We start from the raw sequence: 17,318 nt of genomic DNA, 5'->3' as shown, positions 1-17,318 counted from the left end.
ATAATTGTTCTAGGAGGTTTGTTGTATTTACAATAAAAATCATAGAATGGTGGTTGATTTTTACTCTATTGAAGTGCTGTATAAAAAAACAGTTATTTAATAGATTGATTGTAGGGATAGCTAAAATAATTAAGGTAAAAAGACAGATGAATATTTCAGAAATATTTGATGGCAAGAAAATGGATACTCAGGAAATGATGAATTATTTTGATCATTTAGAGAGTGTTGATTGCGAGTTTATGCATGGTCAATGGAAAGGTTTGGAAGTCATCACTAGTCATCCAATGAATGGTCTGTTGGATAAAGCAAATTGGTACGGGAAAAAATTTATAGATGATGAAACAGTATTTCCACTGGTTTTACTGAACCCAAAAAGTTCCAACTTATTTAGTATTGATCCGAAATGGTTGCCATTAGGTTTAGATTTTAGCTTTTTAAAAAGTAAGAGTAAGTATCTGGTGAGAGGATTGAGATTACTCAAAACAGATAAAAGTAAAGCAAGATTAAGGATGATTGAGTTTAGAGGTAAATCATCTGCCACCATGATTTATGATGAAAAACCGATTAATGATGTATTTAGGCGTATTGATCAAAATACAGTGCTTGGGTGGATGGATTTAAAAGATCAAGCTCAGCCATATTTTTTTATTCTTATACGAGATGAGGGAAGTAAACATCTATGGGAATAGCCCAATCTTCAAATTACTATGTAATATCCTGAAGATTGGGCTTGTGAAATGAATTATGAACCTTTGCTAAGATTTTCTAATACATCCCAACGCTCTAATTTTTCAAGCAATAACTCATCAATTTCAGCTAAGCGTTGACTGGCTAAAGTCGCCGCATTCGCGTCAGAAACAAACCATGAACCATCCGCTAGTTTCTCTGAAAGTTTAGTTTGTTCTGCTTCTAATTTCTCAATTTCAGCAGGAAGTTGCTCAAGCTCACGTTGATCTTTATAGCTTAACTTCACTTTCTTTGGCGTTGGAGTTGCGGCAGCCAATGCAGCAGCTTCAGCCTTAGCTTGTGCCTTTTTTACATCACTCTTTTGATCAACGACTTTCTGATCTGGTCGTTGCTCCAAGTAATCTTGGTAACCACCAATGTATTCATCAATATTACCTTTTCCATCGAACACCCAGGTTGAGGTGACGACGTTGTCCATAAATGCACGGTCATGCGAGATGAGTAACAAAGTGCCTTTATATTCAGACAACATTTCTTCAAGCAACTCAAGTGTCACCATATCCAAATCATTGGTTGGCTCATCCATCACAATTAAGTTTGATGGTTTGAGTAGAAGTTTTGCCAATAGAATTCGGTTACGCTCACCACCAGAAAGGGCTTTCACAGGTGTACGTGCACGTTCAGGTGAGAATAAAAAGTCCTGCAAATAACTATAGATATGACGACGGTTACCATTCACATCGACAAAGTCTGAGCCTTCCGATACGTTCGCCATAACGGTTTTTTCGAGGTCGAGTGCATTACGTAGTTGATCGAAATAAGCAACTTCGAGTTGTGTACCCGTTTTAACCGAACCGCCGTGTTGGATTTCACCTAAGATGGCTTTGATGAGTGTGGTTTTTCCGACACCATTATCACCGACTAAACCGATACGATCACCACGTAATACGATTGCAGAGAAATCTTTAATGAGTGGTTTACTATCATAGCTAACACTTAAGTTCTCTATCTCAAAGACCAGCTTACCTGAACGGTTAGCCTCTTGTGTCGCCATGCTAACTTTGCCTTGTTGGAAGCGACGAGCTTTAGATTCTTCACGCAAAGCTTTTAAAGCACGAACACGACCTTCATTACGGGTACGACGTGCTTTGATACCTTGACGAATCCAAGCTTCTTCTTCAGCAAGTTTTTTATCAAATAAAGCATTCTGTTTTTCTTCAGCTTCCATTTGCTGAGCTTTAAGTTCTAAGTAACGTGAATAGTTACCTTCATAGCCACGCATAATACCACGATCGAGTTCAACAATACGGGTCGCAATACTATCTACAAATGAACGGTCATGTGAGATAAATAAAAGCGTGAGATTGTTTTGATCTAATAGGAATTTTTCTAACCATTCAATACTTTCCACATCCAAATGGTTGGTCGGTTCGTCGAGTAATAAAACATCAGGTTGAGTGAGTAGCGCGCGCGCCAGTAATACACGACGTTTACGACCACCTGATAGGTCAGCCAAATCTGCATTTGGGTCGAGTCCCATTTTACCCAAAATGGTATTTACTTTATTTTCTAATGCCCAACCATCTAACTGATCTAGCTTATGCTGCAGCATACCCATACGGTCGCAGGCATCCATATCACCTAGCACACAAGCATCACTTGCCTCATGATATTCTTTTAAAACACTTGCGGCTTCACCTGCACCATCCGCTACAATGTCGGCAACTTTGCCTGAATCCATTGGAACATCTTGGGCTAACATAGAAACGGTTAAGCCATTTTGAATCGAAACTTCACCACTATCGGGTAATAAGCTTCCCTCAATCAGTTTAAGTAAAGTAGACTTACCTTCACCATTACGACCGATTAAACAGACTCGTTCACCACGTTCTAGGTTAAAGTTCGCGCCGTCGAGTAGGGCTGGTCCGCCAAATGCGAGATGGACATCCCTTAAAGTAATATAGGCCATAATGTTTCCTAAAAGCTCAGATGAGGTCTGAAATGACTAAACAACAAAATTTTGATGATCACGCGTCATTGTCCGCACCCATTGAAGATTTGCAAGTGCGAATTGCATTTTTAGACGATTTAGTTGAGCAACTCAATCAACAGCTCGCAATTCAGACACAAGAAATTGCAGTTTTGAAGAAACAAATGCAGCTTTTATACCAACGCGTTGAGTCTTCAGACTTGTCAGAAGGGATTGCACCGTTTGATCCAATGAGTAACAAACCACCACATTATTAAAACATGACTGATATTATGCAAAATATATTATTATTGGATATCGAAAACCAACCTAAAAAAATTCGTGAATTAAGAACTTTATTAAAACAATATGATCAAGTAATTTTAGTCTATGCACACTCAAACTTAAATATTGCATTAGATGATCTAATTGAGTTGAGTGTGGCGATACAAGATAAGAGATTGTTAATTATAAAAATGCCTAAAACTGGTGCTAATTCAGCTGATTTTGGATTGACATTTATAGCAGGTCGGTTATCTGCACAATTAGGAAAGGGAAGCCTAATTGATGTTATGTCAAATGATACGGCAATGTCGTATGCCGTTGAATTATTAGATCAGGTTGGGATTCAATCTACTCTACTTAAACAATTGGATGAGCCAGTTAAAGTAGTGCTTGAGCAGAAAAATGTTCAAAATGAAACGAAGCTTTTAGATTGTAAAAAAGAGCTTAATGTTGATATTAAAAAAGTTTTAGCTCAACTTTTAAAAAATCAACCTAAAAAAACTAAAACCTTAATTAAATCATTAATGTCTTGGTGTGATTTAGATATAAATCAAGCCGAATATATTTTAAATCAATTACAAGAAATTAAGGTGTTGGTAGTTGATCAAGAAAAATGTTTATACAATAAGAAACAGTTAAAAAAAGAGCTTGGCTCAAATATTGAAAGTAAAAGTAATTTACCGTCATCATTACTTGAAATTGAAACACGACCGCACTTGATTAGAATTAAGCAATATTGTGATTATTTAAGTAAAATTAGTAATAACAAACCATCAAAAATAGAAACATTAAGTAACTCCATAAAATCAGTCTTTAAGTATGAAAAGGATGAACATGTTTTACAAATGATTAACCTATTAAAGAAGCATCAAATCATTCAGATAAATGTTAAAAAAATTGTATACTTACAAGAAAATATAAATTATTGGTCAATGATCAAATAATACTTTTTCTAAAAATGAATTTGTCTGGTTACTTGCCTTTTTCATTCAACTTATGTAACGCTAATAAAAGGAAGTTTTGGGCATCTTTAATGAGCAATGTTGGAATTTGGATAACTGTTGCCATTGTACTATTTGTACTTGGCTCTATTTTTGGTTTACGTGTTAGTCCAAGAGAAAAAGCACTCGGTTTAATGCGCGATCAAGCTCGCAAAATGGGATTACACCCACGACTCATCGTTGCGCCTGAGTGGACGAAAATTCCAATGGCATCTGAAAAACGCGCCAGTATGGTTGCTTATTATAGTGTACTTATTCCGGATGCTCGCTTAGCACTTATGCGTGCAAGAGTTGTTGATGGCAAGCTTCAGGTTGTGCAGGGTGATCAGAAATTTAATGACTTACCCATTGCATTAAAAGGAGTTTATGCTATTGATATGCAGGCAAACTGTGTGGGACTGTATTGGGATGAGGAAACTGATCTCAGAGCCACTCAGCTTGAAGATATAAAAGTTTATTTACACGAACTAGCACAACGCTAATTTATTGATTGATCATAGGAAAAACGATTCATTATGGCGAATACTCCACGCTCTGCTTCCAAAAGCACAGCAGCTTCTAACTCTGCTGCAACTAAACGTGCCTTAGTGATTGTGGAGTCGCCTGCAAAAGCGAAAACCATTAACAAATATTTAGGTTCACAATTTATTGTGAAGTCATCTGTTGGTCACGTACGTGATTTACCAACAGGCGGGGGAGCAAAAACAACTGAAAAGAAGCCTGCAACCCGTACTAAATTAACTGAAGAACAAAAAGCTGAAAAAGCTCAGTCTGCACTTATTAATCGTATGGGCGTTGATCCCGAGCATGATTGGGTCGCACACTATGAAGTTTTGCCAGGCAAAGAGCATGTTGTTGCTGAACTGAAAAAACTCGCCAAAGATGCTGATGCAATCTATCTCGCAACGGACTTGGATAGAGAAGGAGAAGCAATTGCATGGCATTTAAGAGAAGTGATCGGTGGTGACGATAGTCGCTATCATCGTGTGGTATTTAACGAAATCACTAAAAATGCGATCCAAGAAGCTTTTAAACAGCCTACTCGTCTTGATTTAAATCGAGTGAACGCTCAGCAAGCACGTCGTTTCCTCGACCGTGTAGTTGGCTTTATGGTATCGCCTTTGCTTTGGGAAAAGATTGCCCGTGGCTTATCTGCTGGTCGTGTTCAGTCTGTTGCTGTAAAACTTGTGGTTGAACGTGAACGTGAAATTCGTGCCTTTGTTCCAGAAGAATATTGGCAAGTGTTTGCTGATACGATGTCTAAAAAAGAAGACATTCGTCTAGAAGCTGTTAAACAAGCTGGCAAGACACTTAAGCTCAAGAATAAAGCTGAAACAGATGCACTATTAAGTGTTTTGAAAGATGCTGAATATAAAGTTGCGTTGCGTGAAGATAAACCGACAAAGGTAAATCCAAGCGCACCTTATATCACTTCAACTTTACAGCAAGCAGCAAGTACGCGTTTAGGTTTCTCTGTTAAGAAAACCATGATGTTAGCGCAACGATTGTATGAAGGTGGTTTTATTACGTATATGCGTACTGACTCAACTTTCTTGAGCGATGATGCCGTGAATATGGTTCGTAACCATATCCAGCAAAACTTTGGTGACAAGTATTTGCCTGCACAACCAAATCGTTATGGCAATAAAGCAGGGGCACAAGAAGCCCATGAGGCAATTCGTCCTTCCGATGTAGCACTCACTGGCGATAAACTTGCTGGTGTAGAACGTGATGCACAACGTTTGTATGATTTGATTTGGCGTCAATTTGTGGCTTGCCAAATGACACCTGCTGAATATTTGTCTTCAACCTTAACTGTTGAAGCTGCAAATGTTGAATTAAAGGCCAAAGGTCGTACCCTTGTTTTTGATGGTTTTACCAAAGTTCGCGGTGCGAATAAATCTGATGATGATGTATTGTTACCTGCTGTAAAAGTAGGTGAAGTACTCAAATTAGAAAAACTTGATCCGAGTCAACACTTTACTAAACCACCTGCACGTTTTACTGAAGCATCTTTAGTTAAAGAATTAGAGAAGAAAGGCATTGGTCGACCTTCTACTTATGCAGCGATCATTTCAACCATTCAAGAACGTGGTTATGTGAAACTTGAAAATCGCCGTCTCTTTGCTGAGAAAATGGGCGAAATCGTGACGGATCGTCTCGATGAAAGTTTTAATAATTTGATGAACTATGCCTTTACTGCAGATTTGGAAGGTCAGCTGGATAAAGTCGCGACAGGTGAGCGTAACTGGAAAGAGCTATTAGATACATTCTACGGTGACTTCAAAAAGCGCCTGACCAATGCTCAAGGCGAAGACGGTATGCGTCGCAATCAGCCTATTGAAGTAGCTGATGTTGCTTGTCCTGAATGTTCTCGTCCAATGCAAATTCGTACAGGGACGACAGGGGTATTCTTGGGTTGTTCAGGTTACAACCTGCCACCGAAAGAACGCTGTAAAGGTACTTTAAACCTTACGCCAGTCGAATCTTTAGCTGCGTTATCAGATGATGATGGTGCTGAAACTGCTGATTTGATGTCAAAACACCGTTGTCCAAAATGTGGTACTGCGATGGACAGCTATGTCGTGGATGGTGGTCGCAAATTACATGTTTGTGGTAACAACCCTGATTGCGATGGTTATGAAGTCGAAGAAGGCGAATTCAAGATCAAGGGTTATGATGGCCCGACTATCCCATGCGATAAATGTGATGGTGAGATGCAGCTTAAAACGGGTCGTTTTGGTCCATATTTCGCATGTACTAGCTGTGACAATACTCGTAAGGTACTCAAGAGTGGTCAACCTGCTCCACCACGCGTAGACCCAATCAAAATGGAGCATCTACGTTCAACGAAGCATGATGACTTCTTTGTCTTGCGTGATGGCGCTGCTGGTTTATTCTTGGCTGCAAGTAAATTCCCGAAAATTCGTGAAACGCGTGCACCAAAAGTATCTGAATTACGTAGCGTAGCTGAACAACTTGATCCAAAATATCAATTCTTGCTGCAAGCTCCTGATACTGATCCTGAAGGTAATCCGACAGTTGTTAAATTTAGCCGTAAGAATCAAGAGCAGTATGTTGGTTCAGAAACTGCGGAAGGTAAACAAACCAAGTGGAGTCTAGTATTCCAGAATGGAAAATGGGTTGAAGCTTAAATGGAGTTAAAACCGAAGAAGCTTGCGGTATTGATTGATGCTGATAACTCTTCGGTCAATTCAGTTGAATCCATTTTAGAAGAAATTGCTAAATATGGTATTGCTAGCGTAAAACGAGTATACGGTGATTGGAGTAGTGACACTTTGAAAAAATGGCGTGATGTGTTATTACCTCACGCTATAACGCCAGTACAGCAATTTGCTTATACAAAAGGTAAAGATGCTACTGATATGATTCTAATTATTGATGCGATGGATTTACTTTATAGTGGTGCACTAGATGGTTTTTGCATTGTATCCAGTGATAGTGATTTTACTCCATTAGCTTCAAAAATTCGAGAAAGTGGTTTAATTGTTTATGGTTTTGGACGTAGTAAAACACCTGAAGCATTTATTCGCGCCTGCGATAAATTTATTTATGTAGAAAATTTAATTGAAGAGCAAGAACGAGTTGTTAGTAATATTGAACCTAATTTCGAACCTAATGATCTAACTGTTAAACAAAATAATAAACAAAATGCTGTTCAAAAAGATGAGACTGTTCTTAGTGAGACAACAATCAACTCTGATGATAAGCGAGATACTTCTGTTATTGATAGAGCAACACTAAATTTAATTTATAAAGCTGTGAAAGATAATACAGAAGATAATGGATGGGCTAATTTATCAATAGTTGGACAATATATTACAGCAGTTAAACCTGATTTTGACTCTAGAAATTATGGTCGTGCAAAATTATCTGGTTTAATAAAAATGTTAAATTTATTTGAAACTAAGATAGAAGATAGTCAAATGTATTTAAAAAAGAAGAAAAAAAATGGCACGACAACAGGCGAACAGAAATAGAGCTTCAATGTGGAAAAATATTAGGGTTGCATGTCTTTTAGTTGTTTTATTGATTGTAGCAATTAATGCGTATCGTGATCAAAACCAAGACTGGAACCAACCGATCAATATTCTGCTACATCCCATCAATGCTGATGGCTTACCCTCTACTCAAAAATATATCCAAGAATTACAGCTAGATGATTTCTATGAGGTCAAACAGTATTTAGAAAAAAATAGTCAACAATATCGTGGGAAAAGCAGTTATTTTATGGTTCAGATAGGACGTGAATTACAACAAATACCACCTAAGACACCTGAACAACTAAGTGTTATCAATAATATATTGTGGAGTTTAAAGTTTCGTTTCTATGCTTGGAAACAACATGAATCAATAGATGGTTCTCCAAGTTTAACTTTGTATTTGAATTATTATGATCCAAAAAATACAAAAGAGTTAAAACACTCTACTGCGCTTGAGCGAGGTCGTATTGGTTCAGTCAATTTATTCGCAGCTCATAAGCAAGAAAGACAGAATAATGTTGTGCTCGTACATGAGTTGCTTCATGGTTTTGGTGCTACGGATAAATATAATTTAGCCAATGGCGAACCACTTTTTCCAATTGGCTATGCTCAATACGAGAAAAGACCCCTATATCCTCAAACTGAAGCCGAAATTATGGGGGGGAGAATCCCTTTATCAGAGCAAAAAAGTAAAATGCCTGATGATTTAGAACAAACAGTTATTAGTCTGCTCACAGCAAAAGAGATAGGATGGGTTCAATAATCTGTGGATAAGTTCTGACTTATCCATACCAATCAAATAAAAAGATCAATGTAATAAAAAGCGTGATTTCCTGACATTCGGTCATTATTTCTCAACATGCTTTATACAATATCGTGTATGGAACACGCTCAAAATAGAGCTATAACATTGATGATAAAAGAGTAAATAATGATGAAAACGGTGGGTAACGATCTGATTCGCAATCAGCTACACGCTGATCGTAAATGGTATCTGTTATTAGGTGTCTTATTGGTTATTTTTGGTTTAGTTCTTTTAGCTGCACTGCCTTTTGCAACATTATCAGCGGTCCTTCTTTTTGGTGTCCTTATGATGCTCGGCGGTATTTTACATTTTATCGCTGCATTTATGGTCTTTCAGGGTGGGACACGGTGGTTGTGGGCATTATTCGGCGTTTTGTATATTGCAGCTGGTTATTTCGCTTTTACTACGCCCGTGATTACAGCAGTGGTTTTGACCAATTTATTGGCAATCGCATTGATTATTGCTGGAATTATACGTAGTGTTAATGCCTTTATTTTAAGACCGATCTCAGGTTGGGGATGGGTGTTGTTTTCTGGTGTATTAACACTTTTAACAGGTATTCTCATTCTATCGTCACCTGATTCACCATTTTGGGTACTTGGTATGTTTCTCGCGATTGATATCCTTTTTCAAGGGATTAATTATTTAACTTTTGCAAGTGCAATCAAACAGCTCCCACACAGTTCAACTGTGATTTAACATTCGACAATTATTGAAATATTGAGAGCATGTTGATACATGCTCTTTTTGTTTTGGTAGTAGAAAACCGCGATGCAGTTTTAGTCTGCTAAAATAGCACTTCATTTCTGATTGACCAATTTTATGACGCTCGCCAAGCTAATTGATGAACTCAACCCTCAACAAAAACAAGCAGCCACTACGATTGCGCATAACTGTTTAGTTTTAGCAGGGGCGGGTTGTGGAAAAACCAAAACGATTGTAGCTAGAGCAGCATATTTAATTGATCAAGGTTTACCTGCACAGCAGATCCAAATTTTAACGTTTACTCGGCGAGCTGCCAGTGAGATTGTTACGCGAGTTGAACAACATATGGGGGCACAATCCAAAGGTTTACGTGCCTCAACATTTCATACCTTTTGTATGTATCTTTTGCGCCGTAATCCACGCGCTTTTGGTTTGACACAATTCAGTATCATTGATCGAGATGATCAATTGCTGATGTTCCGCTTATTGCGTGGTAAGGATAAAGGTAATGTGTTGCCAAAAGCTGCTGAATTATGTGATTTATATTCTTATGCACGGAACACGAAAACCAAATTATCTGATGCTTTATTCGAGCAATTACCGCAAGCTGTAGAGTATAAGTCGCAAATCGCCGAGTTGATGAAAGCCTATGAGCAGCGCAAGCAAGAGCGTAATTTCCTCGATTATGACGACATTCTTTCGATTGTGGCGGTGCATTTACAAAACTCACCTGAGTTGGTGAAGTGGGTGACGGGTTTCTGTTCAGCATTGTTAGTCGATGAAATGCAGGATACTAATCCACTGCAATGGGCTTTATTGCAGCCTTTGGTAGGTAAGGTGAAATTATTCTGTGTTGGTGATGATGCTCAATCTATTTATGGTTTTCGTGGTGCAGATTTTGAAAATATTCATCACTTTAAAGAGCGTGTACCAGATGCTGAAGTGTTGACTTTAGAAATGAATTATCGTTCGACCCAAGGTATTTTAGATTTATCCAATTGGTTACTTGAGCAAAGCCAAATTGATTATGACAAGCATTTACAAGCCTATCGAGGAAAGGGTTTAAAACCACAATTGCATATCCTGAGTAATGAGTTTGAAGAAGCCAATTGGATTGTTCAAGATCTAAATCAACGGCATTCGCAGGGTGCTGCTTGGGCAGAGCATATGATTCTATTACGTTCAGGTTTTAGCGGGCGGTATTTGGAAGGGGCTTTGATTGCGGCGAATATTCCTTATCGATTTATCGGTGGCGTAAAGTTGCTTGAATCCGCTCATGTCAAAGATGTTTTAAGTTTGCTTCGCGTCAGTGTCAATCCACAGGATGATTTAGCTTGGATGCGCTTTTTGACGCTTTGGGATGGTGTAGGTGATGTTGGGGCAAGTAAATTAGCGCAAGAGCTCATTCAGTTGCCTGATATCGAAGCACGTTGTCAGCGATTAGAACGACATGGCAAAGTGCCACAAAAAGCGATTTTGATCTTGATGCAATTAGATGTATTACAGCAGCATGTAGAAGCTTGTATCGGCTTAGCTTTGGATGCTTTAAATGAGCAATTAGAAAATAACTACAAAACCAAAGATTGGTCACGCAGAGTCAAAGATTTTGATTTGGTGAAACAATTAGCACGTAAGCATCATTCACTTGGTGAATTTTTAGAAGAATATGTACTTGACCCAATTTCGATATCAGAAATTGATAAGACACCCGATCAAGACTTAGTGACTTTGATTACGATTCACTCTGCAAAAGGAGCTGAACAAAAGGTTTGTTATGTTCCACATGTATCTCCAAATCAATATCCACATGCACGGGCGCAGGGGGATTTTGATGATGTCGAAGAGGAGAGGCGTGTTTTGTATGTCGCATTGACGCGTGCAGAAAATGAGTTGATTTTAACCAAACAAAATTTAAATTTATGGTCACAAGATCAGTATGATGAATTGGGTAGAAAAATAGAAAGCTACTTTCTAAATGATTTACCTCAACATTTAGTGGACATTCAAATTCATCGTGACATTCCTCGTGCATATGGGCAAACGAATCGTGCTCGCTCAAGCACAATCAATTTAGGTTTTGGCATAGATTTCGATTAAACTAGAGTGATTCATTTCTTTTGATTCACTTCATGGTGAATCATCTCTAGGTTTTAACATGAAAATTTTAGTTCGCAATTTAGATCGTTTGGTGACAGACGCAGAAATCCTCGACTTATTCAAAGCTTATGGCAAAGTCGATTCTTGTGTTGTAGTCAAAGATGCTGAGACTGGTAAATCCAAAGGTTTTGGTTTTGTTGAAATGCCAAATCCACGCGAAGCGATTAAAGCCGTAAAAGGGCTAAATACATTAAAACTCAAAGGTCTTGGGATTCGTGTAAAAATAGCTGAAGATAAAGCTTAATCCTTAATGACAAAGCAATATCAAGTCTTATCGACTGTTGCTCCAAATGCTGAGCGAATTGTACAAGGCATAAAGACCTTAGAGGTTCGCTCGTGGCGACCTGAGAAATTACCGCTTAAAGATTTAGTGATTGTTGAGAATACGCACTTTTTGAATAATGATGGCGATGAAGAGATGGGCAAAGTAGTGGCTTTGATCGATATCGAGTCAGTACATCCTTGGTTGGCTCAAGAAATTGATGCAGCTTGTGCAACTGATTGGGCGGATGAATATTTCGCTTGGGTTATTTCAAATGTACGTCCTTTAAAGCAACCAATTGAAGCAATTGCGAAACGAAAACTTTATCGTCTTGAATTGAATCTATAAGTGCTATTTTTTTCATCTCCAATACGCTTTACAATCAGTTTTCGTTTTAAATGAAGATAGGGATTTATTATGTCTCGTGTTGCTCGCTATCATGCCGATCGTACCAATCAAAAACTCTATTTTGCTCGTCTCGCATGTCAACAAGCAGAGCAAACTGACAATATCCAACAAGCACAGGCACATCGCGAAGCAGCAGTTTTTCATTTGCATGGTGCAATTTTGGCTTTTCTTCAAGAGTTGGTTCGCTATTATCGTCTCAATGATATGCAACCAACATTTAAATCAATTGAAGAACACATGGCTGATAAAGGTCAAGTTTCTCCAGAGGTTGCAGTATTGCAGCAATTGGCCAAAGATGGGTTCATTGCTGAGTTAAAACGTGCTTATCGCATGTGCCAATACGCGCCTGAACCAACTTCTCCTGAGCCAGAAAGTGAAACATCTTCAAACCTGATTATTAAAGTCACTCAAAGTCCTCAAGCGTGGTTGCCAGATTCAAAGATTCTCCGAGAATGGCATCGTGAATTGAGTCATTTGATCGATGGTTTTCGTAATGAAATGGTTGAATTCTAACTCCAGCAAGATCGTTACTGACTTGAAATCTAATCAAGCCGTACCTATATAAGTAAGACGTGAGATTGTAAAGTGCAAGGGTGCTTTGCCACCATGTTGAATCATGGAGAAAATAGATGTCTATGCAACAGTTAAAAGAATTATTTGGTAGTCAGGAAGCGATTCTTGAATTGGTTCAACTTGAAGGTGGTGAGCTTGCTTTACGTAATGCGGGTTCAGAAAATGAACCTCTTGTAAAAATTCAGTTCAGTGAAGAAGTAAAAGCGATCTTAGGTGATCAAACACCTCTCGTCGCACAACATATGATTCAAGCAGCTCTATTTGGTTTATTAGAGAAACAAATGAATCAGTGGCAAGCCGAAGTCGTTGATGAAAAACCTAAACATTTAAGCTAATAATAAAAAAGCGTACCTTGAGTACGCTTTTTTATATGACCAAACAATCAATGAGCATTCGGTTGATGCGCAAGCTCGATCTGATTCAAAATATGATGGCTCATATTCTTTGCCATTTCTTCTTTTGCGTAGAATACCTCACCAATATTTTCCTCACGGATAACAGCGGCTTCTTCCTTACTCTCGGCACAGATTAATACCTGTATCTCTGGATTTAGCTGTTTTGAAATATCGACAATTCGATGGATGTCGAGGATATCCATGGGTGAAATCACCAATAAACGTGCATGTTGAATATGTGCTTGGATCAATACATTTGGTTCAGTGGCTTCACCACTCACGGCTGCAATACCACTAGCACGTAACTTCTCAACAATCTCACGATTTTCTTCAGCAATAACGACTTTGATGTTCTGCTCAATCAGATTTTCACTGATACGACGTCCAACACCACCATAGCCAATGATTACCACCTGATCACGAAGATAGGACTGATCAACTTCGTCAGGTAACATTGCTAATGGGTCACCACTACGCTCTAGTAGACGGGCTAAATGTGAGCGCTCACGAATCCAGCGTTGTGCAGGTTCAATTGCAGAAAACACAAAAGAATTAAGTGTAATTGAAAATAATGCACCTGCAAGAATTAGGTTTTGCGCCTCAGGTGTAAGTAATCCTAGAGCTAAACCTAGCGTCGCTAAAATGAAAGAGAATTCTCCGATTTGTGCCAAACTTGCACCGACAGTCAATGCAGTATTGATTGGATAACGGAAGAATAAAACCAATGCCATGGCAGCTAATGTTTTACCGACCATGATGATTGCGACGACAGCTAAGATATGGAGTGGTTCTTCGACCAATATTCTTGGATCAAAGAGCATTCCAACGGAAACAAAAAATAGAATCGAAAAGATTTCACGTAGCGGAAGGGTTTCTTCTTCAGCACGATGGCTAAAGTCAGACTCTTTAACCACCATTCCCGCAAAGAACGCACCGAGTGCCATAGAAACGCCAAATACAGCATAAGAGCCATATGCAATTGAAACTGCAGCAGCAACTACAGTAAGCGTAAATAACTCACGAGAACCCAAACGAGCGACAAACTGCATGATCATCGGAACAAGTCGTTTGCCGATGATCAACATAAATGCAATAAAGCCTGTGACTTTTAGTAAAGTAATACCAATCGTGACCCAAATACTTTGAGATGGATCTGTGTTGGGTAATGCATGCCCGCCCAGTAAAACCGCAGTTGCAGGTAACAATACTAAAGCCAAGACCATGACAAGGTCTTCAACCAATAGCCAACCGACAGCAATTTTTCCATTAACAGAATCAAGTAAACCACGATCCCCTAGGGCTTTTAATAATACAACCGTACTGGCACAGGAAAGACTTAAACCAAAAATGAGTGCTGAGCCAAAACCCCAGCCCCAGAGCATTGAAACTCCCATACCTAAGAGGGTAGCGACAGCGATTTGAAGAATAGCCCCAGGTAAAGCAATACGACGGACTTGTAATAGATCGTTAAGGGAGAAGTGCATTCCTACACCAAACATCAAAAACATCACACCTAGCTCTGCAAGTTGGTTGGCTAGATGAATGTCACCGACGATACCTGGTGTATTTGGGCTAATGATAATGCCCGCAATTAAATAACCGATCAAAGGAGGTAGGCGTAAACGTGCTGCGATATAGCCAAAAATAAGAGCCATACCAAAGCCAACAGCAAGTAATATGATTAAATCAACATCATGTGGCATCGAAGCTCCTTAATCGTTGCGGTTAAGGTCAAAATAAAATAAGCATAAAAAATGCCAAAGCAAGTAGCTTAAAATTTTAGCAATTAAAATCGAATTTGTTGATGATAATTTTTTTATTTATCAAAAAAAATCATGTAAATTGCTGTAACATTTTCTAAAGCCTAGCGCATTTATACAGTGAGAGAAAGAAATCTTAAAAGATAGGAAATTTAAAGTAAAAAAAACGACTTCATGAGAAGTCGTTTTTTTTTAAAGAACTAAAATTATTTAATTTTAGCTTCTTTGAAAATTACGTGTTGACGGATTTTTGGATCAAATTTTTTGATTTCCATTTTTTCCGGCATAGTACGTTTGTTTTTAGTAGTGGTATAGAAATAACCTGTACCAGCTGTAGAAACGAGGCGAATCTTATCACGCATTGTTCAGACTCCTTAGATCTTTTGACCTTGAGCACGGAGATCAGCAACAACTTTCTCGATACCCAATTTATCAATAATACGCATACCTTTAGTGGTTAAACGAAGACGTACAAAACGCTTTTCGCTTTCTAACCAAAAACGGTGGTGGTGCAGGTTCGGCTCGAACCGGCGTTTGGTTTTGTTGTTTGCGTGCGATACGTTGTTACCAACGATAGGACGCTTGCCGGTAACTTGGCAAACCTTAGACATGGTGAACTCCATTGCTAGTTTATACAGCACCGTTTCGTGCAACTAGCCATTCAAGTAAACGGATGAAATCATTCAAGGGGCGTTTTATACCAAAAATACGATTAAAAGACAAGCGAATTTGGTAAAAACAGGGCATGATCTAGTGTGATAGATCATGCCTTGATCAGCTTAGCGGAATAGTGTTTTTAAAAGCACTTTATGCATCGCTTTATTATACGGTGGAAGGATGAACTTCAAGCTATAAAGTTTAGGGCTTACAGGATTCGACATGACTGAACGTTCATGAGAGAAGCTAAAGAAACCTTCTTTACCATGATATTTGCCCATACCTGATGCACCAACGCCACCAAATGGAAGATCATCCTGTGCAACGTGGGTCAGTGTTTGGTTAATACCAAAATGCCCAGAGTGCGTGCGACTTGCTACGTATTCAGCACGAGCACTATCAATATCAAAATAATAGAATGCCAATGGACGTGGATGGTTATTGATGAACTGAATCGCATCTTCAATATGTTCATATTCTAGAACAGGTAAGATTGGACCGAAGATTTCATTCTTCATGATTTGCATTTCAGTTGTTACACCAGTAACCAATGTTGGAGCAATCTTGCGAACGTCAGTTAAAGATTCATTTTTCGTATTCAACTCAACAATTGTTGCGCCTTGGTCACGTGCATCTTCTAAGTAGCTTTGCAGACGATTGTACTGCTTGTCATTGATAATAGAGGTGTAATCTTTATTATCACGAAGGTTTGGGTACATTGTATTTACAAAGTCGTTATAGTGCTTTGTAAAGTCTTCAGTCTTGCCCTTAGGTAAGAATATATAGTCTGGAGCAACACAAGTTTGACCCGCATTCCAAAGTTTACCAACAGCGATACGTTGAGCTACATCACGAATGTTCATTGCTGAATGAACAAGAGCCGGTGATTTACCGCCAAGTTCCAATATCACAGGAACTAGATTTTCAGCTGCAGCCGCCATCACTGTTTTACCAACAGACGTAGAACCTGTGAAAATCATTTTATCAAATGGTAGATGGCTGAAAGCATCAGAAATAACACCGCCACCATTTACAACAGCAACCAACTCTTGTGGAAATGCCTCTGCTAAAGCATTTTCAAGAACATAACCAAAGTTTGATGATGCACTTGAGATTTTGATCATGGCATGGTTACCCGCTGCCAATGCACAAATCAAAGGACCAACTGAAAGCAATAATGGATAGTTCCATGGCGCAATAACGCCGATCACGCCCAATGGTTGATATTCTACCCAACCTTTTGCTGGTTGGTGTAACATGCTGATATGACGCTTAGATGGTTTCATCCATTCTGTTAAATTCTTGCTGTAATATTTGATGTGTTCCAAACATGTAAGAACTTCACCAATTTTGGTTTCCATTACCGCACGATTGCCATAATCTTGATTAATTGCGTTAGCAAATTGATCTTGATATTTTACCAAGATATTTTTAAGTCGAGCCAAACGTTCAATACGTTCTTTGGCACTTGGTACAGGATGGCGTTGGTAAGCTGCTTTTTGCTGATCAAGCAAATCATGTAGCCGTTTTACATCAACATGAGGTGTCATAGCGGTTGTTTTTGTTTGACTGTTCATAGGAGTGGACCAAAATAAAGCTTATTATTTTTTAATTTTTAGAGTAAATACTCTAAAGTGTCAAGTCGCTTTA

The 17,318-nt window shown here is 38.6% G+C and carries 18 protein-coding genes; 13 read left to right on the top strand and 5 right to left on the bottom strand.

Features of this window, described 5'->3' with window-relative positions; translation table 11 throughout:
• The first annotated feature begins 146 nt into the window (after nt 1-146).
• Entirely contained in the window at nt 147-689 is a 543-nt protein-coding gene (locus Q9Q86_RS10315) for a DUF4334 domain-containing protein (protein WP_112986901.1), read from the top strand.
• Nucleotides 690-742: 53 nt separating this feature from the next.
• Here Q9Q86_RS10315 and Q9Q86_RS10310 read toward each other — a convergent pair whose 3' ends face one another.
• Complete coding sequence (locus Q9Q86_RS10310; RefSeq protein WP_112986886.1) at nt 743-2,656, bottom strand: ATP-binding cassette domain-containing protein; 1,914 nt, start codon at nt 2,654-2,656, stop codon at nt 743-745.
• 32 nt (nt 2,657-2,688) lie between these two features.
• Between Q9Q86_RS10310 and Q9Q86_RS10305 the strand changes: the two genes are divergently transcribed.
• From Q9Q86_RS10305 to Q9Q86_RS10250, 12 genes are all read left to right on the top strand, one after another.
• Nucleotides 2,689-2,934 (top strand): SlyX family protein, encoded by a 246-nt coding sequence (locus tag Q9Q86_RS10305; protein ID WP_004916571.1) that lies wholly within the window; start codon nt 2,689-2,691, stop codon nt 2,932-2,934.
• A gap of 15 nt (nt 2,935-2,949) precedes the next feature.
• Nucleotides 2,950-3,885, top strand: a complete 936-nt coding sequence (locus tag Q9Q86_RS10300; protein ID WP_112986902.1) for a PIN domain-containing protein — start codon at nt 2,950-2,952, stop codon at nt 3,883-3,885.
• 89 nt (nt 3,886-3,974) lie between these two features.
• Entirely contained in the window at nt 3,975-4,424 is a 450-nt protein-coding gene (locus tag Q9Q86_RS10295) for a hypothetical protein (RefSeq protein WP_004958841.1), read from the top strand.
• A gap of 33 nt (nt 4,425-4,457) precedes the next feature.
• Nucleotides 4,458-7,097 (top strand): type I DNA topoisomerase, encoded by a 2,640-nt coding sequence (gene topA / locus Q9Q86_RS10290; RefSeq protein ID WP_004958844.1) that lies wholly within the window; start codon nt 4,458-4,460, stop codon nt 7,095-7,097.
• Nucleotides 7,098-7,943: an NYN domain-containing protein gene (locus Q9Q86_RS10285; RefSeq protein ID WP_112986887.1), complete on the top strand. Its 846-nt coding sequence runs from the start codon at nt 7,098-7,100 to the stop codon at nt 7,941-7,943. It begins immediately after the preceding gene.
• A 7-nt stretch (nt 7,944-7,950) separates the two neighbouring features.
• Entirely contained in the window at nt 7,951-8,709 is a 759-nt protein-coding gene (locus tag Q9Q86_RS10280) for a hypothetical protein (protein WP_004659076.1), read from the top strand.
• 168 nt (nt 8,710-8,877) lie between these two features.
• Nucleotides 8,878-9,450: an HdeD family acid-resistance protein gene (locus Q9Q86_RS10275; RefSeq protein ID WP_004659074.1), complete on the top strand. Its 573-nt coding sequence runs from the start codon at nt 8,878-8,880 to the stop codon at nt 9,448-9,450.
• 123 nt (nt 9,451-9,573) lie between these two features.
• Entirely contained in the window at nt 9,574-11,553 is a 1,980-nt protein-coding gene (locus Q9Q86_RS10270) for an ATP-dependent helicase (RefSeq protein WP_112986888.1), read from the top strand.
• A gap of 58 nt (nt 11,554-11,611) precedes the next feature.
• On the top strand, nt 11,612-11,857 hold the full coding sequence (locus Q9Q86_RS10265; protein ID WP_004916519.1) for an RNA-binding protein: 246 nt from the start codon (nt 11,612-11,614) through the stop codon (nt 11,855-11,857).
• Nucleotides 11,858-11,863: 6 nt separating this feature from the next.
• On the top strand, nt 11,864-12,223 hold the full coding sequence (locus tag Q9Q86_RS10260) for an ASCH domain-containing protein (protein ID WP_112986889.1): 360 nt from the start codon (nt 11,864-11,866) through the stop codon (nt 12,221-12,223).
• 69 nt (nt 12,224-12,292) lie between these two features.
• Nucleotides 12,293-12,796: a DUF6586 family protein gene (locus Q9Q86_RS10255; RefSeq protein WP_004916508.1), complete on the top strand. Its 504-nt coding sequence runs from the start codon at nt 12,293-12,295 to the stop codon at nt 12,794-12,796.
• 116 nt (nt 12,797-12,912) lie between these two features.
• Entirely contained in the window at nt 12,913-13,191 is a 279-nt protein-coding gene (locus tag Q9Q86_RS10250) for a hypothetical protein (RefSeq protein ID WP_004916505.1), read from the top strand.
• Between the two features lie 47 nt (nt 13,192-13,238).
• Here the strand turns inward: Q9Q86_RS10250 and Q9Q86_RS10245 are convergent, their stop codons facing one another.
• The 4 genes from Q9Q86_RS10245 to Q9Q86_RS10230 form a co-directional block, all read right to left on the bottom strand.
• Nucleotides 13,239-14,954 (bottom strand): cation:proton antiporter, encoded by a 1,716-nt coding sequence (locus tag Q9Q86_RS10245; RefSeq protein WP_004916503.1) that lies wholly within the window; start codon nt 14,952-14,954, stop codon nt 13,239-13,241.
• A 263-nt stretch (nt 14,955-15,217) separates the two neighbouring features.
• On the bottom strand, nt 15,218-15,373 hold the full coding sequence (rpmG, locus tag Q9Q86_RS10240; protein ID WP_003654787.1) for a 50S ribosomal protein L33: 156 nt from the start codon (nt 15,371-15,373) through the stop codon (nt 15,218-15,220).
• Between the two features lie 12 nt (nt 15,374-15,385).
• Nucleotides 15,386-15,622 (bottom strand): 50S ribosomal protein L28, encoded by a 237-nt coding sequence (gene rpmB, locus Q9Q86_RS10235; protein ID WP_004649871.1) that lies wholly within the window; start codon nt 15,620-15,622, stop codon nt 15,386-15,388.
• Nucleotides 15,623-15,790: 168 nt separating this feature from the next.
• Nucleotides 15,791-17,245 carry a coniferyl aldehyde dehydrogenase gene (locus tag Q9Q86_RS10230; RefSeq protein WP_005403636.1) on the bottom strand — a complete coding sequence of 485 codons (1,455 nt, stop codon included), beginning with the start codon at nt 17,243-17,245 and terminating at the stop codon, nt 15,791-15,793.
• Nucleotides 17,246-17,318 lie beyond the last annotated feature (73 nt).

The sequence above is a fragment of the Acinetobacter sp. A22 genome (assembly GCF_030913345.1).
GTDB lineage: Bacteria > Pseudomonadota > Gammaproteobacteria > Pseudomonadales > Moraxellaceae > Acinetobacter > Acinetobacter junii.
This window is presented reverse-complemented; position numbering and strand designations above follow the sequence as displayed.